At 39.5% G+C, this 21,816-nt stretch carries 25 protein-coding genes and 1 tRNA gene; 16 read left to right on the top strand and 10 right to left on the bottom strand.

All coding sequences use genetic code 11. The features are described from left to right. The first annotated feature begins 40 nt into the window (after positions 1-40). Positions 41-1,381 carry a sensor histidine kinase gene (locus ACFFGT_RS26565; RefSeq protein WP_377025541.1) on the top strand — a complete coding sequence of 447 codons (1,341 nt, stop codon included), beginning with the start codon at positions 41-43 and terminating at the stop codon, positions 1,379-1,381. 202 nt (positions 1,382-1,583) lie between these two features. Here the strand turns inward: ACFFGT_RS26565 and ACFFGT_RS26560 are convergent, their stop codons facing one another. Together ACFFGT_RS26560 and ACFFGT_RS26555 are read right to left on the bottom strand one after the other, a co-directional pair. Continuing rightward, positions 1,584-2,048 (bottom strand): DUF5675 family protein, encoded by a 465-nt coding sequence (locus tag ACFFGT_RS26560; RefSeq protein WP_377025540.1) that lies wholly within the window; start codon positions 2,046-2,048, stop codon positions 1,584-1,586. Between the two features lie 86 nt (positions 2,049-2,134). Beyond that, entirely contained in the window at positions 2,135-3,556 is a 1,422-nt protein-coding gene (locus tag ACFFGT_RS26555) for an ATP-dependent DNA helicase (RefSeq protein ID WP_377025539.1), read from the bottom strand. 57 nt (positions 3,557-3,613) lie between these two features. Here ACFFGT_RS26555 and ACFFGT_RS26550 point away from each other — a divergent pair, with 57 nt between their 5' ends. Beyond that, positions 3,614-4,087 carry a hypothetical protein gene (locus ACFFGT_RS26550; RefSeq protein WP_377025538.1) on the top strand — a complete coding sequence of 158 codons (474 nt, stop codon included), beginning with the start codon at positions 3,614-3,616 and terminating at the stop codon, positions 4,085-4,087. A gap of 50 nt (positions 4,088-4,137) precedes the next feature. Here the strand turns inward: ACFFGT_RS26550 and ACFFGT_RS26545 are convergent, their stop codons facing one another. Continuing rightward, positions 4,138-5,046, bottom strand: coding sequence for a hypothetical protein (locus ACFFGT_RS26545; RefSeq protein ID WP_377025537.1), 909 nt, complete (start codon positions 5,044-5,046; stop codon positions 4,138-4,140). 173 nt (positions 5,047-5,219) lie between these two features. Between ACFFGT_RS26545 and ACFFGT_RS26540 the strand changes: the two genes are divergently transcribed. Beyond that, entirely contained in the window at positions 5,220-6,032 is an 813-nt protein-coding gene (locus tag ACFFGT_RS26540) for a DUF3822 family protein (RefSeq protein WP_377025536.1), read from the top strand. Further along, entirely contained in the window at positions 6,008-6,544 is a 537-nt protein-coding gene (gene rsmD, locus ACFFGT_RS26535) for a 16S rRNA (guanine(966)-N(2))-methyltransferase RsmD (protein ID WP_377025535.1), read from the top strand. The genes ACFFGT_RS26540 and rsmD overlap by 25 nt, the downstream gene beginning before the upstream one ends. On the opposite strand, the gene ACFFGT_RS26530 is transcribed toward rsmD, so the two are convergent. Then, on the bottom strand, positions 6,541-7,293 hold the full coding sequence (locus ACFFGT_RS26530; protein ID WP_377025534.1) for a DeoR/GlpR family DNA-binding transcription regulator: 753 nt from the start codon (positions 7,291-7,293) through the stop codon (positions 6,541-6,543). The genes rsmD and ACFFGT_RS26530 overlap by 4 nt on opposite strands. Positions 7,294-7,352: 59 nt before the next feature. On the opposite strand from ACFFGT_RS26530, the gene nudK reads away from it, so the two are divergent. Both nudK and coaD read left to right on the top strand, forming a co-directional pair. Then, complete coding sequence (gene nudK, locus ACFFGT_RS26525; protein ID WP_377025533.1) at positions 7,353-7,928, top strand: GDP-mannose pyrophosphatase NudK; 576 nt, start codon at positions 7,353-7,355, stop codon at positions 7,926-7,928. A gap of 133 nt (positions 7,929-8,061) precedes the next feature. After that, the gene (gene coaD / locus ACFFGT_RS26520) at positions 8,062-8,523 is read left to right on the top strand and encodes a pantetheine-phosphate adenylyltransferase (protein ID WP_377025532.1); all 462 of its coding nucleotides are present in this window, start codon (positions 8,062-8,064) and stop codon (positions 8,521-8,523) included. Here coaD and ACFFGT_RS26515 read toward each other — a convergent pair. Further along, on the bottom strand, positions 8,492-9,130 hold the full coding sequence (locus tag ACFFGT_RS26515; protein WP_377025531.1) for an NUDIX hydrolase: 639 nt from the start codon (positions 9,128-9,130) through the stop codon (positions 8,492-8,494). The two genes, coaD and ACFFGT_RS26515, sit on opposite strands and share 32 nt — an antisense overlap. Between ACFFGT_RS26515 and pyrE the strand changes: the two genes are divergently transcribed. From pyrE to ACFFGT_RS26500, 3 genes are all read left to right on the top strand, one after another. After that, on the top strand, positions 9,129-9,788 hold the full coding sequence (pyrE, locus tag ACFFGT_RS26510) for an orotate phosphoribosyltransferase (RefSeq protein WP_377025530.1): 660 nt from the start codon (positions 9,129-9,131) through the stop codon (positions 9,786-9,788). The two genes, ACFFGT_RS26515 and pyrE, sit on opposite strands and share 2 nt — an antisense overlap. Before the next feature lie 94 nt (positions 9,789-9,882). Further along, positions 9,883-10,278, top strand: coding sequence for an SRPBCC family protein (locus ACFFGT_RS26505; protein ID WP_377025529.1), 396 nt, complete (start codon positions 9,883-9,885; stop codon positions 10,276-10,278). A 377-nt stretch (positions 10,279-10,655) separates the two neighbouring features. Further along, on the top strand, positions 10,656-12,284 hold the full coding sequence (locus tag ACFFGT_RS26500; RefSeq protein WP_377025528.1) for an ABC-F family ATP-binding cassette domain-containing protein: 1,629 nt from the start codon (positions 10,656-10,658) through the stop codon (positions 12,282-12,284). 67 nt (positions 12,285-12,351) lie between these two features. Here ACFFGT_RS26500 and ACFFGT_RS26495 read toward each other — a convergent pair whose 3' ends face one another. Next, positions 12,352-12,531 carry a hypothetical protein gene (locus ACFFGT_RS26495; protein WP_377025527.1) on the bottom strand — a complete coding sequence of 60 codons (180 nt, stop codon included), beginning with the start codon at positions 12,529-12,531 and terminating at the stop codon, positions 12,352-12,354. A 266-nt stretch (positions 12,532-12,797) separates the two neighbouring features. On the opposite strand from ACFFGT_RS26495, the gene ACFFGT_RS26490 reads away from it, so the two are divergent. Then, positions 12,798-12,870, top strand: a tRNA-Lys gene (locus ACFFGT_RS26490). Between the two features lie 389 nt (positions 12,871-13,259). Here the strand turns inward: ACFFGT_RS26490 and ACFFGT_RS26485 are convergent. Next, on the bottom strand, positions 13,260-14,159 hold the full coding sequence (locus ACFFGT_RS26485; RefSeq protein WP_377025526.1) for a helix-turn-helix domain-containing protein: 900 nt from the start codon (positions 14,157-14,159) through the stop codon (positions 13,260-13,262). A gap of 319 nt (positions 14,160-14,478) precedes the next feature. Between ACFFGT_RS26485 and ACFFGT_RS26480 the strand changes: the two genes are divergently transcribed. From ACFFGT_RS26480 to ACFFGT_RS26470, 3 genes are all read left to right on the top strand, one after another. Beyond that, the gene (locus tag ACFFGT_RS26480; RefSeq protein ID WP_377025525.1) at positions 14,479-15,057 is read left to right on the top strand and encodes a Crp/Fnr family transcriptional regulator; all 579 of its coding nucleotides are present in this window, start codon (positions 14,479-14,481) and stop codon (positions 15,055-15,057) included. 170 nt (positions 15,058-15,227) lie between these two features. After that, on the top strand, positions 15,228-16,163 hold the full coding sequence (locus ACFFGT_RS26475) for an NAD(P)-dependent alcohol dehydrogenase (RefSeq protein ID WP_377025524.1): 936 nt from the start codon (positions 15,228-15,230) through the stop codon (positions 16,161-16,163). 276 nt (positions 16,164-16,439) lie between these two features. Further along, a complete protein-coding gene (locus ACFFGT_RS26470; protein ID WP_377025523.1) occupies positions 16,440-17,162 on the top strand; it encodes an SDR family oxidoreductase in 723 nt (240 codons plus the stop codon). A gap of 335 nt (positions 17,163-17,497) precedes the next feature. On the opposite strand, the gene ACFFGT_RS26465 is transcribed toward ACFFGT_RS26470, so the two are convergent. Beyond that, positions 17,498-18,466 carry a hypothetical protein gene (locus ACFFGT_RS26465; RefSeq protein ID WP_377025522.1) on the bottom strand — a complete coding sequence of 323 codons (969 nt, stop codon included), beginning with the start codon at positions 18,464-18,466 and terminating at the stop codon, positions 17,498-17,500. 234 nt (positions 18,467-18,700) lie between these two features. On the opposite strand from ACFFGT_RS26465, the gene ACFFGT_RS26460 reads away from it, so the two are divergent. Together ACFFGT_RS26460 and ACFFGT_RS26455 are read left to right on the top strand one after the other, a co-directional pair. Then, positions 18,701-19,429 carry a transporter substrate-binding domain-containing protein gene (locus tag ACFFGT_RS26460; RefSeq protein WP_377025521.1) on the top strand — a complete coding sequence of 243 codons (729 nt, stop codon included), beginning with the start codon at positions 18,701-18,703 and terminating at the stop codon, positions 19,427-19,429. Between the two features lie 129 nt (positions 19,430-19,558). Then, positions 19,559-19,960: a DUF5655 domain-containing protein gene (locus ACFFGT_RS26455; RefSeq protein ID WP_377025520.1), complete on the top strand. Its 402-nt coding sequence runs from the start codon at positions 19,559-19,561 to the stop codon at positions 19,958-19,960. Here the strand turns inward: ACFFGT_RS26455 and ACFFGT_RS26450 are convergent. Next, entirely contained in the window at positions 19,952-20,134 is a 183-nt protein-coding gene (locus ACFFGT_RS26450) for a hypothetical protein (protein ID WP_377025519.1), read from the bottom strand. The two genes, ACFFGT_RS26455 and ACFFGT_RS26450, sit on opposite strands and share 9 nt — an antisense overlap. Before the next feature lie 218 nt (positions 20,135-20,352). Then, positions 20,353-21,216: a LysR family transcriptional regulator gene (locus ACFFGT_RS26445; RefSeq protein ID WP_377025518.1), complete on the bottom strand. Its 864-nt coding sequence runs from the start codon at positions 21,214-21,216 to the stop codon at positions 20,353-20,355. A 72-nt stretch (positions 21,217-21,288) separates the two neighbouring features. On the opposite strand from ACFFGT_RS26445, the gene ACFFGT_RS26440 reads away from it, so the two are divergent. Further along, a complete protein-coding gene (locus tag ACFFGT_RS26440) occupies positions 21,289-21,813 on the top strand; it encodes a GNAT family N-acetyltransferase (RefSeq protein ID WP_377025517.1) in 525 nt (174 codons plus the stop codon). The last annotated feature ends 3 nt before the right edge of the window (positions 21,814-21,816 follow it).

Raw genomic sequence — 21,816 nt, 5'->3', positions numbered from 1 at the left:
TAATTTCATAGTTTTGCTATAATCTATACCGTAAAAGCAGGTGAATACCCATTTCTTTTTTAACAGTCTTCCAATAAAATACAGATCGCAATACCGCGATCATTATACTTACCAAAACCTGGTAGCTATCAGGGGGGCAAGTATGATATTCTTGCTGCTTAACGTAATTATCCGCATCCTTTACCTTGTATTCCCGGTTAGTTTAACCAAAGCACAAAACTTTCCCGAATTTAACTCCAGCAACTGGGTTTTCATTGTTATCACCCCGGTTTTTTTAATAGCCAGTAACCTTTTTATAGTTGGTTTTAAAAGGCATAAAAAAGCTACAACAGGCATGTCGCTGCTTGTGTTTTTGTTTGCGCTTTATATAATTGTGTGTGGTATGTATTCAAGCTTTATCGCCACATCCGATCCAAGCAATGCACTTACCTTGTATCTTGTAGCGCTAAGCCTCATCAGCGTGATTGTTGTTTTTGAATACTATGAAACCGTATTGCTGCTTGTAGCCGTTGAGCTTTTTTTTACTTCCCTGCTATTTTACAGCCAAACGCCGGCTACTGATATGCTGTATAACCAGTTGATCTCGGCTATCCTGATATCCGGCTTTTATTTTATCTCCAGGTATTTTTTTACCTATAAAGCTAACTACTATCTGCAGGTAATCGAGATCCGCGAAAAAAACACCGAAATAGAGAAAGCAAGTGAGTTTAAAAACCAGGTATTAGGTATGGTTGCCCACGACCTGCGTAACCCGATAGCTGCGGTTGAATCAATTGCTATGATGATGGAACTTGATGATATTGATGAAGAAACACAGGATAACATTAATATGATGAAGGCATCATGCGTAAAAGCCCGCAGCATTATTGGCGATTTGCTTGAGGCTGCCCGAAACGAGAATATTGCGGTTTTTGAAACCCAGGATATTGAGCTTAACCAATGGCTCAATAACATTGTAAACGAATGGAACCTGCAACAAAGAAACAATGTCAATATACTGTTGATCAGCTCGGTAAGCGCGGTTAATGTGCGCATCAACCACGAAAAATTTCACCGGGTTATTGATAACCTGATCAGTAACGCTGTGAAATTTTCAAAAGACCGGGATCGGGTGGATATTCGCTTATCCCAACAAAGTAATGTAGTAACTATAGAGGTGCAGGATTATGGCATGGGCATCCCGGCCGCCATGCTGCCGGAGATCTTCAACCGGTTTTCAAAAGCAGGCCGAACCGGTTTACGGGGCGAAAAGTCGACCGGGCTTGGTTTGAGCATAGTGCGCCAGATTATTGAAAAGCATAAAGGCATCATCAATGTTACCAGCACCGAGGGACAGGGATCAACATTCAGCATCACGCTGCCGGCAACCAATCATTTTTGAGAAGTTGGTGAGACTGTCATTTGACATAATTACTTAACCTTTCATCAAGGTCATCTACGAGACCTGTCATGTCTGCACCATGTAAGTTCGGCGTTCTAAATATCCCAATAGATGTTTAATGCAGTGAACCTCAGGGCCCTGTGTGATAGTCCCTGTGAGGACAGGAATACGATGCATTTTTGATACTTTTTACTTCATTTAATTAAGTTGTTTCAATCGTTTCAATGATTGAAACAACTTCGATAACTACTACCTTACCTTCCTGAAGCGCTTTGAAAATTTTTTCCTTTAATATTTCAGTAGCTTCTATGCTATGTAGCACCTCATCAGCGCCTTTGTCTTTACCCGGAAGCAAACAACCATCTGTATCCTTTGGATAGTTGCCTACATGAATCTCAATACCGGTGAAGCCCGGCACATTTTCCAATAATGGCAAGTATTTTTGGTGCTTTGGACTAAAGTATTTAACTATATTATAAGTTCCTGCAGGGATAGCGGTTTTGTGCGGAACCTTAATCGATTGGATTTGAGCAAGCGTCATTTTGCTGTTCAGTCCCCTGTCGACATCCTCCAGTATGAAACATTCAAATAAACCATTTATTGATAATTCGCCAATAGTTGATTGTTGGGTTTTGATTTTGCGTTCAAGCTTTAAGTTTAGGTTCATAATGCTGTTTTTAATTGTATAATAATAGCAATTAAAACACTAATTGTCAATTATTTAAAAATAAAAAATGCAAGAGTCTTTATTAATTACTCTTCCTTTAACTTATAAAACCTGTTATCAAAGTTAACTAAAAACAGTTCGGTAGTGGCGCGAGTAAGCGCTGTATAAAACCAGCGCAAAAAATCCATGTTGATCATTTCGTCGGTTACGTAGCCCTGGTCAACAAAAACGGCATCCCATTGCCCACCCTGGGCTTTATGGCAGGTAATAGCATAGGCAAATTTTATTTGTAGTGCGTTATAATATGGATTAAGCTTCAGTTCGTTGTGCATAGCCCTTTTATTGGGTAAATGCTCATAATCCTTCATTACTTCCTGGTAAAACCGTTTCTGATCGTCCTGGCTCAACGCAGGCGAATCGGCATAAAGGGTATCGAGCAGAACCTTGCAATCAAGGGTGGGATCTTCGGCATAATCAATAAATTCCAATTGCACATCGGCAAAACGAAAACCGTACATATCCTCGGTACGGCGCACTTTTACTATCCGGGCAATATCGCCATTGGCTATAAATGCTGTACTGTTCTCATCCTTATCCTGCAGCCAAAAGTAATTGTTCTTTACAATCATGATCTGATCGCCGCCGGTAAGCTCCTCTTCGCGGTACAAAATACGGTTGCGGATTTGCCCGTTATACAGGTTGGCGTTTTTGTTTGAGCGGCAAATGATAAGCGTACGATCATAACCATATTTGCGGTAAGCGTACTCCAATCCTTCAGGCAATCGCTCACCCGTCATCCTGAAAACATCTTTAAAGCCTTTGGTAACAATTTTAGGCGGCTCAATGGTTTCCGTCCGGATCAGGTCGCGGATATTGGTGGCGTTAAACAATATGCCCGAATCTTTTTGCTGACGCAGCACCTCAGTAAGCTCATATTTAAATATGGTGATGCCAAACTTGCCGTTCATCACCTGCTCATCAAGCGCGGGGCTGTTATCGGCACCTACAGGTGGTAGCTGGGCCGTGTCACCTACCAATATCAGCTTACAGTTTTTATCGTTATAAACGTATCTGAGCAAATCAAATAATAATGAAACGTGGTTGCTGCCCATGGCTTCATCCGAGATCATGGAAGCCTCATCAACAATAAAAAGCGTATCGCTGGCCAGGTTATCGGCAAGGGCAAAGCCATCATCAATAGTTAAAGCCGATTTTTTACGGTAGATGCGTTTATGGATAGTAAAAGCCTTGCGCCCCGAGTAATTGGTAATAACCTTAGCCGCCCGGCCTGTCGGCGCCAACAGCACCGCTTTATAGTTATAATACCTGAGCGCTTTTACCAATGCCCCTACTATGGTTGTTTTTCCGGTGCCTGCATAGCCCTTCAGAATAAAGCATTCATCGCCTTCGGTGCTTTTTAAAAAAGCATGCAGCTTGCTAAAAAGTTCCGTTTGCTGGCTTGTTGGCTCGTGCGGAAATGACTGACGGATATGATCGGGACTTGACACCCTGCAAAAATGATGATAAGTAATTTAATTCAGTAAGATTAGTTTTACATTTGAGCCATGGAATTTGACGAAAACAAAGAGGAAAGCTATAAAGAAGACGATTACGTAGATATATATTCAAAGCGTGCTATATTTTGGTTTTCGCTGTTCAATTTTATATTTGGCGGCGTATTGCTTATCATTAATTTATACAGCGCAGGTTACAAAAGGGCTATCCCGCCGGTAATAGCTTTTATGGCTGTATTTTTTTATGGATCAAATCTTGCGGTCGCCTACTCGGGTATTAATCTGAAGTTTGTTGTAGATGCTTTAAACATAGCTTCAAAAGGAGGTCAGCCAACCCCGGAGCAACTTAAAGCCATATTGTTATTGGCCGGCTTGAACATAGTAATAGGCATTATAGGAGCATTGATACTTACCCAGTATTTCTTTAAAAAATCATTCCCGGATGATGATTATTATCCAAAGCCTGTTCTACAGCCAATATTGATCATGATATTGCTTTATTTTTTGCTCCGCGTGGCTATGTAGCGGATATAGGCTAAATGCTTGATTGGTTTAGGGGAATACCGGTTTCGGAATCAAATCTTGTTCCTTACTTCAGGGCGTGGTAAAATTTTAGGCTCGAAATGTTTTCTTGCCTTAAACTCTTTACCCTCACTCTCAACAGCTTTTTTATCAGCTTCGGCCAGTTGCTTTTTTAAAAGCATATCCTGCGGCCGTTGTAATTTATAATACCAGCCAGCTGTGCCTATTATAAATAATATAATGCCTAAAAATAACAAAGCGTAAAAATATCGTGTAAATTCATTGTACCTGTCCGCAAACTGTGTTATCCTATCGTTAGTGGCCTCTTTATCCTTCGTGTTCCAATCCGAAATTATAGTAAAAAGAGCATTTGATTCATTGAAATACTCCCTGTCTGATTTTTCATAAAAATGCTCAAAGAAGCTTTTTAAGGTGCTTTTAATTTTAGTTTGATCGGGCTCTTTAGCAATATCGTCAAAAAGCTGTTTAACCTCAGGCTTCTTTTTTGTGTAAGCCGATAGTAGTTTCAGGAGTTGATCTTTAAATTCATGATTAGATGTATTTGGCGCTAATACAAAAGTTCTAAGCTCCTTTATCAGCGGCTGATTTTCCGATTCGGGGAAATTTAGGATCTGGCTGAATTTCGATTTAATCACTACGTTAGTAGTATCATAATGCCATTCTGTTCTGAAATTCTTAAACCACACTTTACTGTCCGAAACTGTAAAAAACTCTTTCTCCTTAAAAGTTTCGTAATATTTATAATTGTACAGGTTATCGCTTTTTGACGAATCAATTATAACGTTCCGTGCCTTCAGGGAGTCTAATTTCTGGTAGGTTTGCTTTTTATCATATTTATCTAAGTGGCTATCGCTGTAGTAAAATGAATAAACTATCAATACAAGCCCGAACATAAATGCGAATTTGTAAAGACTGTCCGTGGGGAAAGGTAGGTTGAACATAATGTAAGGGATTGTATATAAGTCAAATATAACTTAAAACGAATAACAACCTGCCTTAATTACAATGTATTTATCAGCTCCGGATAATACCTCCGGCAGTTTAATTTTTATCTTATTATAACAATACCTAACGGACATAGAAATTAAAAAAATGCTACTTTTGTTAAACAGGCATGAACGAACACAATTATACCTACCACGACGATAACTTTAGTTTAGATAAAACTGAAGACTATGTTTTATTAATTCAGGTTGAAAACAATTCGTTTTCATACGCCATTTGTGAAAACGGCAAATTAATTGCATGGGCCGAAAATTATCCCTTTGATGAGCTAAGCGATCCGCAGGAATTATTGGATCTCTTGTCTGCCAAATACAAGCAAATGATTGTAGGTTTACCAGCTCACAGCTTCACGCTTGTACCTGCCGAACTGTTTACAGCTGAGCGCCTGCCAAACCTGGCCCGTTTCCTGGATGTGAAGCCTAACAGCAAAGTTGTTGCTCAAACATTAGATAAGGAAAATATTATTATATACAACACCAGCGAAACAATTGTAAATGCGGCTGAAGAATTTGGCATCCGCAATACAGTTTTTACATCAAAGGGCTGGTTAAGCGCTATTGCTCAAAATAGCCCGGGCAATAATAACCTCTACCTCAATGTTGAAAAGGATAAGGTTGAGATAGCTCATTTTTCATTAGACAAACTACGTTTTTACAACTCATTTGATTTTAATAGCGATGATGAGCTGGCTTACTTTGCTGTGCTGGTTGCCAATGAGCTTAACCTCGATGCTAAGTATACCAGCCTGTTTGTTAGCGGCAATATTGAAGCCGGCAGTAAAAGCCTAAGCCGCCTGGCCGAGTTTTTCAGGAGGGCCGAAGTCAATAATTTACAGGTATTAGAATTGCCTGCTGAGGTTGTAGCACACCGGGTATTATCAATAGCGGCTCTATCATTATGCGCATTATCGGAGGCAGTTTAAAAGGCTTAAGGCTTAACCCACCTAAAGATCTTCCCGTTCGCCCTACAACCGACCTGGCAAAAGAGGCTTTATTTAATATCCTGCTCAATCAAATAGAGTTTGAAGATATTAAAGTGCTTGACCTGTTTAGCGGTACCGGCAACATTTCGCTTGAGTTTGCTTCACGCGGTGCATCGGAAGTTATATCTGTTGACAGGAGTATCCATTGTGTTAACTATCTTAAAGACACCTCGCGCCAGCATAAGCTTACCCAAATAAAAACTTACCGCGAAGATGTATTCAAATACCTGAATATAGAAACCGAACAATACGACCTGATATTTGCCGATCCGCCATATGATCTGAACCGGATCCCTGATCTGCCAAAAGTTATTTTTGAGAAAAAGCTGCTTAAACCTGATGGGGTGTTAATAGTTGAGCACCAATCACTACAAAATTTGAGCAATCATCCTGCTTTTGTAGAACAGAGAAAGTACGGGCATTCGTCTTTTTCATTTTTCAGACCAGTTTAACGATCCGCCTCTAAAACTACTATCCCTTTTTCTTTAAAACCCTTTAATCGTTCGGCGCCAGCATCTGTAATAATTGCATTAATTAAATCTAAGCCGGCAAAATGGAGATAGGTTTCTTTTCCTATTTTGCCAGAATCGCACAGGATATAGGTATACGCACTGTTTACGGCAAAGGCTGTTGTTATTGACGCCTCATGTTCACTATTGGCAAATAACCCTGCTTCCGAAATGCCGTCAATACCTAAAAAAGCTTTGGTTGCCCGGTATTTTTTAATATGTTCAATAGCCATAGTGCCGTGTACGGCCTGCCGCTCTTTATCCAGTTCCCCTCCTATTATGTTGACACTTACTGCGCAATCCTGCAGCTCATATATCACAGGCAGCGAATTAGTTATCACTTTTATCCTTTTGTTTTTAATGAACTGGCAAAGTCTGAAAACAGTGCTCCCGCAATCCATAAAAATAACATCCCCGTCATTAATTTGTGATGCCGCCTTACGGCAAATGGCATCTTTAACAGCTGCGTTTTGAGCACTTTTATTTACAAAGCTATACGGCTTTTCAAGCGGATTAACCTTGGTTGCACCTCCGTGAGTACGGTAAAGCAATCCATCTGCTGCTAACTGGTTCAAGTCGCGCCGGATGGTGATTTCGGAAATATTCAGTTCGGCAGCTAATTCCTTTATATCTACCTCTCCGCTTTGATTGAGCCGCTCAATTATTTTTTGTTTTCTTTTAGGAAAGTTCATTTTATTAATCTTATTTTCGTTCAAAAATAATCATTATCAATCAAAAACGATCAATAAAAATGAATCAGATCAAGATCCTTAACACAGATATTTTATCAGATAACTGGTACGTACTTAAAAAAGTGACTTATGAGGTAACCGAAAACGATGGAAATACCTCAGTGCAGAGTCGTGAAGCTTATGACCGTGGCAATGGTGCAACCATTTTACTTTATAATAAAGCACAGGCATCGGTAATATTAACCAGGCAATTCAGGCTGCCAACCTATATCAACGGAAACCCCGACGGAATGCTGATTGAATGCTGTGCGGGCCTGCTTGATAAGGACAATCCGGAAGACTGTATCCGTAAAGAAACCGAAGAAGAAACCGGCTATAAAATAACTGAGGTTAAGAAAGTTTTTGAAGCTTATATGTCACCAGGTTCAGTTACCGAAATTCTTTACTTTTTTGTTGCCGAATATGCCAAAGAAATGAAAGTTAGCAATGGCGGCGGCCTTGCTCACGAAAATGAAAATATTGAAGTTTTGGAGTTAACGTTCAGCGAAGCCCTGCAAATGGTACAAACCGGAGAAATAAAAGATGCCAAAACAATTATGCTTTTGCAATATGCACAATTAGCTTCGCTGGTTTAGTGTTGATTTAGTTAATCAGGTGAATGGTTCGCGCCTTTTAGATATGCTGTGGTTTTGCTAAATAATGCCAATAAAAGGCAAAAAAATAAATTTCACTTAAGCAACCCAATCAACTATTCACTAATTTTACTGCATGAAGATAGCCCTTTTTCCAGGTTCCTTTGATCCAATTACAAAGGCACATGTTGATATTGTAAAGCGATCGGTTGAGCTGTTTGATAAACTTTATATAGGCATAGGGGTAAACAGCAGCAAGAAAGGACTTTTAACAATTGAGCAGCGCGAACAAATGATCAGGGCTGTTTTTGCACATGATGAACGGATCCACGTAATAGCCTACGAAGGGCTTACTGTTGATTTTTGTAAGAGCATAGGCGCTGCCTACATGATCAGGGGCATCCGTACAGTATCTGACTTTGAATACGAAAAAGCAATAGCCCAGATGAACCACTCACTGGCGCCCGATATCGAAAGCATATTTATTGTAAGTAAACCGGGCTACTCATCCATAAGCTCAACCATTGTACGCGAAATTATCAGGTATAATGGCGATGTGAGCCAGTTTATTCCGAAAGAGGCATTACCTTATTTGTAACCAGCTTTTCTTTATGCAGTACATCCATTATGGATGGAAAAGTATTTTCAACTATCGGTTCAATATGTTCATGCTCAAACCAGCGCACATCGGTAATTCCTTCTTCTTTTTGAGGTTTTAGCTTTTCTTTGCCTTTGCTTTTCATGGCAAACCAATGCGTTTTCTTAAGCACTACTTCACCGCGGTTCACATATACGTGGTAGGTTTTGCAAATTTTTTCTCCCAGTTCGCTAACTTTTATACCGCACTCCTCCTCTACCTCACGCACTGCTGCTTCTTTTACCTTTTCGTCTTTTTCTATTTTGCCTTTGGGCAGGTCCCACTTATTATTACGATAAATGAATAAATATTGCCCCTTAGTGTTCATAACCAGGCCACCTGCCGCTTCAATAAGTGTAATATTTTTTTTAACCGTTTTAAAATATACCCTGGCATTAGCAGTTTTTATGTAAAACAACTTATTGGGGTTGGCAAGGATCCAGGTGTATATAATTTTCAAGTCAAAGGTCTCTGCATCAAGCCTTTCAAAATTATCTGCATGCTTTGGTTCAGATTCTGTGAGCAGGATAACCTTTTCGTTAATATAAATTCTGTATTTTTGAGCCATGTTTACTAATAATGAGATCGAACAACAAGTAGCCGAATTCCTGCTGCAAATTAAAGCAATTAAATTACAACCCAATAATCCTTTTACATGGGCATCGGGCTGGAAATCTCCAATTTACTGCGATAACCGCGTTACACTTTCTCATCCAACCATCCGCACCTATATCAGGCAGCAGTTAGTTGCCGCCATACAGGAAAAATTTGGCTCGGTAGGCTGTATTGCGGGAGTTGCTACAGCAGGTATTCCGCAGGGAGCTTTGGTAGCCCAGGAATTAGGCCTTCCTTTCATTTATGTACGTTCAAAACCCAAAGAGCATGGCACAGGCAGCATGATTGAAGGTGATGCCCCTACTACATCTGGCAAACGTGTTGTAGTAATTGAAGATTTGCTTTCAACTGGTAAAAGCAGCCTGCAGGCTGTTGAAGCCTTACGTGCCGCAGGTTATGACGTTGCAGGCCTTGCAGCCATATTTACCTATGGTTTTGACATTGCCGAAGAAAATTTCAAACAGGCTAATTGCCCTTATGTAACCCTGTCAAATTATAACGCACTTATTAAATATGCTGAGGAGCATCAGTTCATTAATGAAAAAGATGTAAACCTGCTTAAACAATGGCGCGAAAACCCATCAACCTGGGGCGAAATAGCTGCAAATTAAGACCGCTGATTTTTTTTGATTTAGATGATTACGCTGATGATAAATGGGCAGCGTAATTTTCTCAAATCAAACGCCTTATATCTCATATCTATCCATGAATACATTCACCAGTACAATAAGCATTAACAAGCCTTTAACAGAGGTTTACAACTTCCTGGCCGATTTTAATAATCACCAGCAACTGATGCCCGAAAATATCCAGGAATGGACATCTACCCGGGATGAAGCACGCTTTAGTATCCAGAATATGGCCAAGCTTGCTTTAAAAATTGAGGAGCGTACTCCCGATCAGCTGGTAAGGATCATCCCGGCCGAGAAGCCTCCGTTTAATCTTGAACTAAAATGGTCGTTATCTTTCAATAACGACCATACAGATATTTTATTCACCATTAGCGCAGAGCTTAGCATGATGATGAAAATGCTGGCATCAGGTCCGCTTCAAAAACTGGCCGACCATGAAACACAAAGCTTGTTTAATATCTTAAACTAAACCTGCAGCATTGTTGCAAAGTTTATATCAGTATACTTTGCGTTTTTGTGTATTGTTGATGGCTATTACCACATTGATGATAATTAAGCCTATAATTAATGCTCCCATGACCATTGTTAAATAATTTTAATAAATTGTTGTACTAAATGTTAGTCAAAGGCTGTACCATGATGCTATAATTGGTAAAATGTTACCTTAAAACGCATTAAATACATTTTTAGTTTACATTCAATTATCATTTCTGTGTAATTGTGTGCCCACGAATTAAATTTGTGGGGAAAATTGCTGGTTCAAAAAATCCCCATCCATAATATCGGCACGGATTATCGTTAAAATGAAGATTTTACCGTATTTTTGCGCCAAATTATAGGTGCAGCATGATCACGGTATCCAATCTTTCTTTACGTTATGGTAAGCGTACTTTATTTGAAGACGTTAACCTTAAATTTTCACAGGGCAATTGCTATGGTATTATCGGCGCCAATGGGGCGGGTAAATCAACATTCCTGAAGATTCTTTCGGGCGATATTGATCCAACCAGCGGTTCGGTGAGTTTTACTCCTGGCGAACGCATGGCTGTTTTAAGCCAAAACCACTATGCTTTTGACGAATTTACAGTTCTTGAAACCGTAATGATGGGACACAAGGAAATGTATGCCGTCATGAAAGAAAAAGACGCCATTTATCTTAAAGAAGATTTTAGCGATGCCGACGGCGAACGTGCCGGTGAACTGGAAAACCTTTTTGCTGAAATGGATGGCTGGAATGCCGAAAGCAATGCCGCTACCCTATTGAGCAACCTTGGCATTAAAGAAGAATTTCACTACCAACTGGTTAAAGATCTTGACAACACACAAAAAGTACGCGTGCTATTGGCACAGGCACTTTTTGGTAAACCTGATATCCTGTTACTGGATGAGCCTACCAACGATTTGGACATCCATACCGTAAGCTGGCTGGAAGATTTCCTGGCATCGTATGAAGCTATTGTATTGGTAGTATCGCACGACAGGCACTTCCTGGATACGGTTTGTACACATGTGGTAGATATTGATTTTGCTAAAATGACCATTTACACAGGTAACTATACCTTCTGGTACGAATCGAGCCAGTTAGCTTTAAAACAGCGCTCAGATCAGAATAAAAAGACTGAAGAACGGGTTAAGGAGCTACAGGAATTCATCCGCAGGTTTAGTGCCAACGCATCCAAATCAAAACAGGCAACCAGCCGTAAAAAAGCGTTGGACAAAATCAACATTGACGAGATCCAGCCTTCTAACCGAAAATATCCTGGAATTATATTCAACAACTTAGGCCGCGAGGCTGGTGACCAGATTTTGCAGGTTGAAAATCTTCAAAAATCCCTTAACGGCGAAGTGTTGTTTGGCAACATTAGCTTCACTGTTAATAAAGGCGATAAAATTTCCATCATATCTCAAAATAGTTTAGCTACAACTGCCTTATACAATATTTTAACAGGCAGGGATACTGACTTCAAAGGAACTTTTAAATGGGGTGTTACCATTAACGCGGCGGATATCCCTATTGATAATGCCGAGTATTTTAAAGGAAAAAATGACAATCTTATCGACTGGTTACGTGAATATTCGCCAGGTGAAAAAGATGACCAGTTTATCCGTGGTTTTTTAGGCCGCATGTTATTTTCAGGTGAGGAAGTATTGAAAAAAAGCAACGTACTTTCGGGTGGCGAAAAAATGCGCTGTATGTTTAGCCGCATGATGCTGCAACAAGCTAACCTTTTAATGTTTGATGAGCCGACCAACCACCTTGACCTTGAATCGATCACAGCACTTAATAATGGGATGAAAGACTTCCGCGGTACCATCCTGTTCACCTCGCGAGATCATGAACTGGTTGAAACCGTGGCCAATCGTATCATTGAGTTAACACCGGGCGGTTATATTGATAAACTCATGACTTATGATGAATATATTAACAGCCCTGTAGTACAGAAACAACAGGAAGACCTTTACGCTGCAGTATAATAATCATCGAAGAATTAAAGAGGGCCGATAGTATAAATACTACCGGCCCTTTATATTTTATAACTTATCACAAGCTAAACCTGATGGCCTGCGTTTCGAGCTGATTAATAGTAGATTCGTCGCTAAACAGGTAAAAATGATCTTTAGTATACGAATATTGAACATTTAAGCCGTTTTGGGCAATAAAGTCTTTAACAACGCTTTCGTACTGCAGCTTGTTAATTTTGAGTAATTTTCTTTTTTTCATGAGGAATAGATATTAAGTTTTACAATTTAAGCAGCTTTTGTTAAAATTCCAACAAAAAAATCATTATTTTGTTATGAAGTTGTTACTAAATCTTTTTAGCTAAACCCGGAATCAAAATAAATATGAAAGCTGATCTAAAAAAGGCTATCACCCCAGGATTATAATTTTACAATGAGCAGATTAAAATAATTGATAACAAAGCATATTTATCACAAGCAGGAAGAAAAATAATTTGCATATTTGCAACCCGGCAAAATTAGCCACATGACTCCGTAGCTCAGCTGGTAGAGCAAATGACTCTTAATCATTGGGTCGAGAGTTCGAATCTCTCCGGGGTCACAGGAAAAGTTCAGGTACTACCTAAATTTATTGTAAAATTTAAAGCCCTCTTTACGATGATGTATAGAGGGTTTTTTGCTTCTTCAGTTTTCGGTTCAATTCAACCCCGCCGAAAGCAAAACCTAAGCGATTACTGACCTTTATCTAATCCATTCTATAAATCCTTGCTTTTAAATCTTGAATTATAGGTTCTATAAGCCGTAAAAGGCTTTCTAAATGTTGAAAGTATTTCCGCTCAGGAATTCGGAAAAAAGTTAGGTAGTACCTTACTTTACTGTAAAACTTAAAATAAACTCTTACCATTACCCTGAGCATTTTTCTATTTCCTGATATACTAATTTAAAGAGCAATTAGAAATTTCAGATAATAAATATTCAGTCACTTACCTATCAATTAAATGAATTCCGGTATTCATTGGGTGAATGCCCAACGTGCTGTTTAAAGAAACGGGTGAAATGTGAGGGATACTTAAAGCCAAGCCCATAAGCGACCTCGCTTACTGATTTGCGGGTATCAAGTATCAGTTCTTTCGCAGCATCGATCAGTTTGAGCTGTATGTACTCCTGAGCTGATTTTCCCGTTTCTTTTTTTACCAGGTCTCCAAAATATTTTGGAGACAGGTTGAGTTGCGCTGCACAATACGAAACAGATGGCAATCCCAGGTTTTGCAGCTTTTCCGACTGGAAGTAATCGTTCAGTAATCCCTCAAATCCAGTCAATAAATCTTTATGAATATGTTCTCTTGTGAGAAATTGCCGGTCATAAAACCGAACGGAATAATTAAGGAACATTTCGATGTTACTTACGATCAATGTCCTGCTGTGCTTATCAATTGGGTGAGCTAATTCATATCGGATCTTATTAAAACACTCCAGCACTATTTCTCTTTCTGCATCCGAAACGTGAAGCGCTTCATTAACATCGTAAGAGAAAAAGCTGTATTCGTTAATGCATTTACCAAGATGGGTCCCGCGGATCAAATCAGGATGAAAGAACAATCCCCAGCCTGTCGGCTGTATCGTATTTTCACTTTCATCAAAACCAAATACTTGCCCGGGTGCAATGAAAAGCAGTTTTCTCTCTTCGTAATCATAATGACTGCGGCCATATTTTACCTCCCCGCACTTCTCGTCTTTTAAAAAGATCATGTACACGTCCGAAATATAACGTGCCTCTTTTACGGGCTTCGATAGTGACTGGTCAAGAACACTAACTAACGGATGCAGGGTCTTTTGCCCCCGGTCGTTATTGATCTGAGTCACACTTTCAATTCTGAAGGGATTTCCCATGACTTCGGTTATTTGAAGTGAAATTAGATTAAGTATTGCAAACAACCTTACAAAGATACTCCTGAACAGAAATAATGGTAAGAGAAACAGGAATCTGTATAACTATCTGATGCAAAAGTATGGAGAACTTCGCCGCTTAGAATGATCTATCGAATCATTTGAAATAGTTCTGCAAATAAAGTCACCGGCAAAAGTCTGACGGCAACAATAAAAACGCAACTTCTTCAGATCTGAGTTCATTATCATTTTTAAATACTAAATTGCTGTAAAATGTGATGCAACAGTCCTCTTCTAATGCAATAGCTATTTTTCAACTAAAATGAACACCGATATACTTTATACCCATATCCGCTCTTACGTTCAAGTATCCCGGGATGAATTTGAGCTCTTTTTTAACCTGTTTAAAACGGTTTATTTAAAAAAGGGTGAGTTCCATTACGTAGCCGGTAAAGTTCCCAAGTATTGGTCGTTTACTTTAAAAGGCTGCTTACGTGAATATAGTATTGATAACCAGGGCGATGAGAAGATTTTTCAATTTTATGAAGAAAATGCATGGGTTGGCCAGGTTGAAAGTATGATGACTCAAAAGCCGACGAACATGAACCTGCAGGCATTGGAGGATTGCGAGTTGTTATCTATAACAGGCGATGATATGTGCAGCACCGCAAAGATACCCTGGATACAGCACTTCATAATTCAGAAGAGCTTTGCTGATAATGCCGCTATAGCGGAAAACTCCAACCGAATTAAATCGGCATCACCAGAAGAGTTGTATTTGGAAATTCTTAAGAAAAGACCATCCTTATTGCTTCGTGTTCCACAGCACTATATTGCAAACTTTCTTGGCATGCGCAAAGAAACGCTAAGCAGGGTTAGAAGAAGAGTTGCCCACCTGTAGTTTGTTGATCCAAGTCATCGACATTCAATTTCCATCCCGGTAATTTTACATCGAAAAACGATCACCTCCATGTTATCGATGTTTTTGCGCTTTATAAGTACGACTTTATAAATCATTGAGTGACTGACCGTTTTTTTGAATGACAAATTTTTAAGAAAGAAATTAAATCAATGAAAAAAATAATCTATAACCAATACGGCGGTGTCGATGTCTTACATTCCGTAGAGGTAAATAAACCAATTCCGGACACGCAACAAATTTTGGTTAAGGTAAAAGCAGTTTCTATTAATCCTATTGACTGGAAGATTTTAATGGGTGAGGTTAAACTGATGTCGGGCAAGAAATTCCCAAAATCTATTGGCTGCGACTTCTCCGGAACAATAGAAAGCACAGGTACGGGTATCCAAAAATTTAAAGCTGGGGATGACGTGTTTGGCGTAACAAATCCTTTTAAAGATGGGGTACTGGCAGAATACATCGTGGTGAATGAGAAAGAAATTGCTAAGAAGCCTGCGGATCTGTCATTTGAGCAAGCTGCTGCAATACCAACAGTTGGACAAACAGCATTACAGATGCTCACTAATAGCCTAAAAGGGAAGGAAATTTTGATAAATGGCGCGTCAGCCGGAGTGGGTATGTTTGCTATTCAGATTGCTAAAAGTCAGGGAGCGATTGTAACGGCTGTTTCAAGCGGAAAAGGTCAGCACTTGTTAAAAAAATGGGGTAGTGATTATGTGATTGACTACAACAAAGAAAAAGTGACGGATTTAAAGAAAAAGTTTGATGTTATCATTGAACTTTCTGCAAAATTACCTTTCAGCCAGGCTAAAAAATTAATGAAGCCAGAATCAACATATTTTACCGTAACTCCATCGCTATGGAATTTTGCGCATTCATTTTTAAATAATATCGTATCTAAAAAGAAACACGAAGTTATTTTAATGAAATCAGATACAGAAAAGTTGAATCGCCTGGCAAACGATACGTTAAACGGTTTTGATATCCACATTAGCAAAACCTATCCCATGTCAGATTATAAGGAAGCGTATAAGACTGTCATCAAAGAGGGTGCTTTAGGTAAAGTAGTTTTTAATATCCCATCTTAAAATGCCCGTTTTAGCAACTATATTTTGACGGGCACAGGCCTTAATGAAACAAGTTCATAAGGCCTTATTTATTGGGGCAAACGTATTGCAAACAATCTTGCAGAAACACTCCTGAGCAGAAATAATGGTAAGAGAAACAGGAATCTGTATAACAGTCGTGAGCGAAAGTATCAAGAGCTTTGTTCCTCAATACGAATAATCATTCATTGCAGCTGTCAAAGGCTCATTAAGTAAAATAAAAGTCCTTAAGAAACATCGAATAACAACGAAAAACCAATGAAATTATCAAATAACAAAATATTAATAACCGGCGGAGCTACCGGCATAGGTCTGGGATTGACTGAAAGATTTATTCAGGAAAATAACCAGGTAATTATATGTGGCAGAAGGAAAGAAACGCTGAAAGAAGTATCAGATAAATTCCCGTCAGTAATAACAAAAGTTTGCGACTTATCGGAGGAATCCGGACGTACGGAACTTTATCACTGGATTACTGAACACCACAGTGATCTGAACGTATTGGTAAACAATGCAGGTATTCAAAACTGGATGGATATTTCAGATAAGAGTTTTTATGGTAAAGCGAAAAACGAAATTGAAATAAATGTTATAGCTCCCTTACATTTAACTTCACTCTTCACAGAACTCAAATCATTGGACACTGTCATAAATGTAACTTCTGGATTGGCATTTGTCCCCCTTACAAAAGTACCCGTTTATTGCGCCACAAAATCTTTTTTTCACTCGTTAACCATATCACTAAGGCATTTGCTAAAATCAAAAAACATAGAGGTCATCGAATTGATCCCACCGGCCCTCAACACTGACCTGGGCGGCAAAGGATTGCACAGCGAACACCCTTCTGTTGGTGATTTTATTAATGCAGTGTTTCAACAACTAAAAGAAGGCAAAGATGAACTAACTTTTGGATATAGCGAAATGCTATCGAAAGCAACACCTGTTGAACTACAAGGTATGTTTAAAAGGATGAACCCATAAGAAGACCCTAATTAAAACACTTAAAAACAGGTATCTGAATAATAACAGAGGCTGATCAATTTATTTTGGTACAGCCTCTGTTAATTTAATTCTAAAGTTTTTTTCAATGCCCCTGGACTTTCCGAGCTATTTCGCAGTCTCTGTTCAGGATTACATACAGGCAGCGCCAAGTTGGATTTTAACCTATTTTCTTGACGTTACTTGTCGTTTTATGTTTCAATTATTTCATTAATTCATAAACCGGGCTTATCAGCGTCGGTTCCGGCTTTTTCGATACCGAGACTTTCATTAACATGCGTACTTTTGGTGTCACAAAAGCACAGTAATATTCAATATTACTGTGCTTTTTTTGTATTAAATAATTTACCGATAGTTTTGATGGCCTTTTCAGTGAAGGTAAGTTGGGGTTTAACAGTATCAAAAAAATCTTCACTGAATTTTATATCCTTGTCTTCCTGTAATAGCCTTTCTGCCATTTCAACAGGATCGAAACTTTCGGAACGCTTAACCAGATCTTCAAATGCAATTTTGATCTTTTCAGTAGTCATGATCAATGGGACAACGTTAATATTGGCAAGTTTTAAGACCCCAATGTAACCGAAATCTCCCATTTTAAAACTATATCCGTCCCATCTATTTTGACACTGTTCCCACAACCCGAATTCACTGTTGTCAATTATTATCGCCTTATGTACCAAATCTATTATCAAGGCTGCAAAAGCTTTGTCTTCTTCTTCGGTTGGTAGCGGATGCTCTTTTTTATTTAATAAAATATCCACAACACCTTCGCCATAGTTTAAGATGCCTGCTAAAGAAACGTCTCCTAATTGAGTTATATGTGTTCTAATTGGAGTTTTTATAATTATTACGGTGTTACCAAATTCACTAACCTCATCGTTAATAATCTCATCTGCTGTGTTTATTGGTAATGGAAATTGCTCTTGTAGTGAAATATAATTAATATTTAAGATCTGTTCGATATCATACATTTTGTTGTAAACTAAATTTAAAGACCAGTTTTTCCATTTGCCTCGAAGTTCTTTTAAATAAAACTCAGTTGCTGATGTTGTACCGAATTCTAAACTCCAAAAGTAGAGTGATTTTTTATCGATATTAATAATTACACATCCCTCAATCCAAACTTCATCCAGTAAAACATTCACCAACTTACATGATCTTACAAAATCTATAAAACGCTTCTCTCCAAGATAAAGATCGGAGGTTATGCAATTAGCTCTCCAGTGATTATAATGAATAGCTTGCTGAAAATTTTCAATAAGTATATAATTTGCTCTTTGCCCCATCTAAATTATTACAGTTTGCTTAAAGCTACAATTTTCTTGCATACATCTATAAGCTATCAGTATTAACATTATTTCCCAATCTGTTATGCTTTAATTTTCGAAATCTGCATCTGTTATCTCTTTATTTATACTTATAACTTTGTAAAGTCAATTCACATGGAATACGGTTAAGTAGTTCGCGGTCATTGTGAGAGACGCTTTATAAATACAACAAGCATACCAAGGAATAAAAACATGAAAGTACGAATCGCATATATCGAAGAACCGCCATTCTATTGGACTGACGAAAACCATCTTGTAAAAGGTGCGGATATCGAATTGGCCGAAGTAGTACTGCGGGCAATTGGCGTAATGTCTATCGAATATCAGCTTACCACGTTCGAGGAGCTTTTACCAGGTGTCCAAGCCAACCGGTGGGATATGAACGTGCCTATTTTCGTTACGTCTGAACGGGCAAGGAACGTGGCTTTCAGCGTGCCGGTTTGGTCACTTGGCGACGGATTCCTCGTGCACCAGGGCAATCCGAGGGCTCTGACAAGTTATGAAACGGTGGCAATGAGCGGCGATACTCTGCTTGGGCTTATTCCAGGTCAGGTACAGTTCGATGCTGCAAAGTTGGCGGGTGTGAGAGACAGCCAGATCGTGATGTTCAATAGCCAACCAGAAGCAGCTGCCGCATTACTGGCCGGAAAGATTGATGCATTCGCAGCCACAGCGGTTGGGAACCAAGTTACAGCCAATGCCAACCCGAGACTGGAAGCAGTCCCTTTCAAGAATAGCAAAGATGGAAAAGTACCTGTCGGCGCTTTCTCATTTAGCAAGGGGAATCATGGTCTTCTGGAGGCAGTGAATGCACAACTCCGGGAGTACCTGGGCTCGGCCGACCACCGTACACGAATGGCGAAATATGGAATCACCCGAACCGAGATTGACAGTGTTGTGGCGAATAAGGGCACGAAATAACAGATCGATTAAGAAAATCCGGAATATAAAATCAAACTTAATACAGCCAATTTCAACCCTGACCTTGCCCACTGATAAGCACAAAGGATAATCAATTCATTTTCCCTAAATTTGGTCAATAAATTATCAATGAGCTGGACTTGTCCGAAATGTGAGCGGGAGTTGCCCAAGCCGGAGCAGCGGCATTATTGCGCCCGGGTCGGCCTGGACACTTTATTCAAAGGCCGTCCTGCGGAGCTGGTGCTGGTATTCGATAAGATCTTAGCCGAGGTGGCGGATTGGGAAGGTGTACTGGTAGGCACTACGCCGAACTGCATTGTTTTCACCCGACGATTGACCTTCCTGGTGATCCGGCCAATGAAAAAGGAGCTGGACATTAAGTTCTATTCCAAAGTGCCCCAGCCCGAAAAACCAATATTTAAAAGTATAGCCGTCGGTAATAAGTTCGAAAACCACATCCGTATTTCCTTGCTGGATGAACTGCGGCCCGCTTTGTTTAACTACCTGCGGGAATCCTATCAGCTATTGTGATACCTCACTCCCACCTGTTACTTCTACAGGTTCAAATCTTAGTGTTTTAAGTTTTGCCCTAACCTCGGCCAGGTTGCGTTTATATTCAAGAAGCCTCTTGGTTAAACTTTCAACCTCATCTGTTAGCAGCTGCTCTTCTTTTAACAATAAATCAAATTCCAACTGTTCTGTCATAAGTAAGATTTAATAAAACTTCAAAATATAACCCCTCAATAATGCTCATGAATGACACTTATTTTCTTTTTCCCGGGAGGTCTTAACACCCTACGGTGCTTACCAGGCCGATATATTTGCCTGAAAGCTTCGCTGGTATTTCCTTTTACGAAATAAAACAACTATAGGTTGTATAAGTTTTCCTTTTCGGCAATTTTTATTCGTGTCTTTGAAGGCTATTATGTCAATATCAGTTTTAATATATTCAACAGCACCGGATTGTGATCATCTTTCCTCCAGTTTACATACAGATCAGTTTGGAACGGAAGCCGGATAAACCTTAAACCCGGACTTTCGTGATACATATAAGAATCTGGTAATATGGCTACGCCGAGGCCTTTTCTTACCATAGCAATGATGGTTGAACCAAATTCAGAGTGCATAAAAACATCGGGGACAAAATCAAAAGATTGAAACAACTGCTGGATAATATCGCTATAACTGCTGCCCTCATCTTTGACAGGCAATATAAATTTTTGCCTGGCAAGCGTTTCTTTTGACAGATCGCCGGCAATTTGGTACGGATGGCCCTCCGGAACCACGATAGACAAATGATCTGTATGGATTTTTTGGGACCTGATCCCCGGCGCGTTGTTATTGTCCCTGGTGATGATGAGGTCTATTTTATAGTTTCTGAGAAACTCCTGCTGGTTTTCATACATTAACTGCACCAGCTCTATCTGGAGTTTGGGTAACGCTTCAGCTATCCTGGCCATAATGTCGGGCATGAGCGAGCCGGATATGGAATCCGGATGAGCGATCCTTATAGTTCCGCTCTCGCCTAAATGGATTTGCCGTGCAAACTGATGCATGAATTCAAGTTTATTCAACTCTACCTCCCATTTTTCTTTCAGGAAGCTGCCTGCCGGAGTTAGTTTCACATTTCGCTTATTACGCTCAAATAACTGCAAACCCAGTTCCCTTTCCAGCGCCTGGATATGACGGCTTAGCGCAGATTGTGTAATATTCATCTTTCCGGCTGTATTCCAAAAATGCAATTCCTTTGCAAGCGCTAAGAAATATTTGATCTGCTGTAAATCCATTAATGTAATATATGCATTAATAGATGATAAAATAGCATTTTATTGCATTTAATTGCAGGATATATTTGCCCTATGGAAACTCTTAAGATCGATCAGCTGACGGTGGCAGACGTAGCTGTACTTCAACAAATTGGCAGACAAACTTTTTGCGAGACCTTTTCAGCGGTTAATACCGGGGAAAACATGAATAGCTACCTTAATGAAAGTTTCTCTCCCGGTAAACTAAAGGCTGAACTCAGTAACGAATCATCCCTGTTTTACGTTGCCCTTGCGGGTACCGAGGTACTTGGTTACCTGAAGCTAAACCTTGGGCAAGCTCAAACAGAGATCAGGGATAACCAGGCGCTGGAGATTGAGCGGATTTATGTATTGCAGGCCTATCATGGAAAAAAAGTGGGGCAGCTACTGTACAATAAGGCTATCCAGGTTGCCGAACAGATTAACGCCGCCTATGTATGGCTTGGGGTATGGGAACATAACCACCGGGCAATCAGCTTTTATAAGAAAAACGGCTTCGTAGAATTTGACAGGCATATCTTCAGGTTAGGAACCGATGAGCAAATAGACCTGATGATGAAAAAGAACCTCGTAAACTAATCA

Origin of the sequence: Mucilaginibacter angelicae, assembly GCF_042434235.1 — a bacterium.
In the GTDB taxonomy this organism is placed as follows: domain Bacteria; phylum Bacteroidota; class Bacteroidia; order Sphingobacteriales; family Sphingobacteriaceae; genus Mucilaginibacter; species Mucilaginibacter angelicae.
Note: the sequence above shows the minus strand (reverse complement) of the source record. Positions and strands in the feature narration are given on the sequence as shown.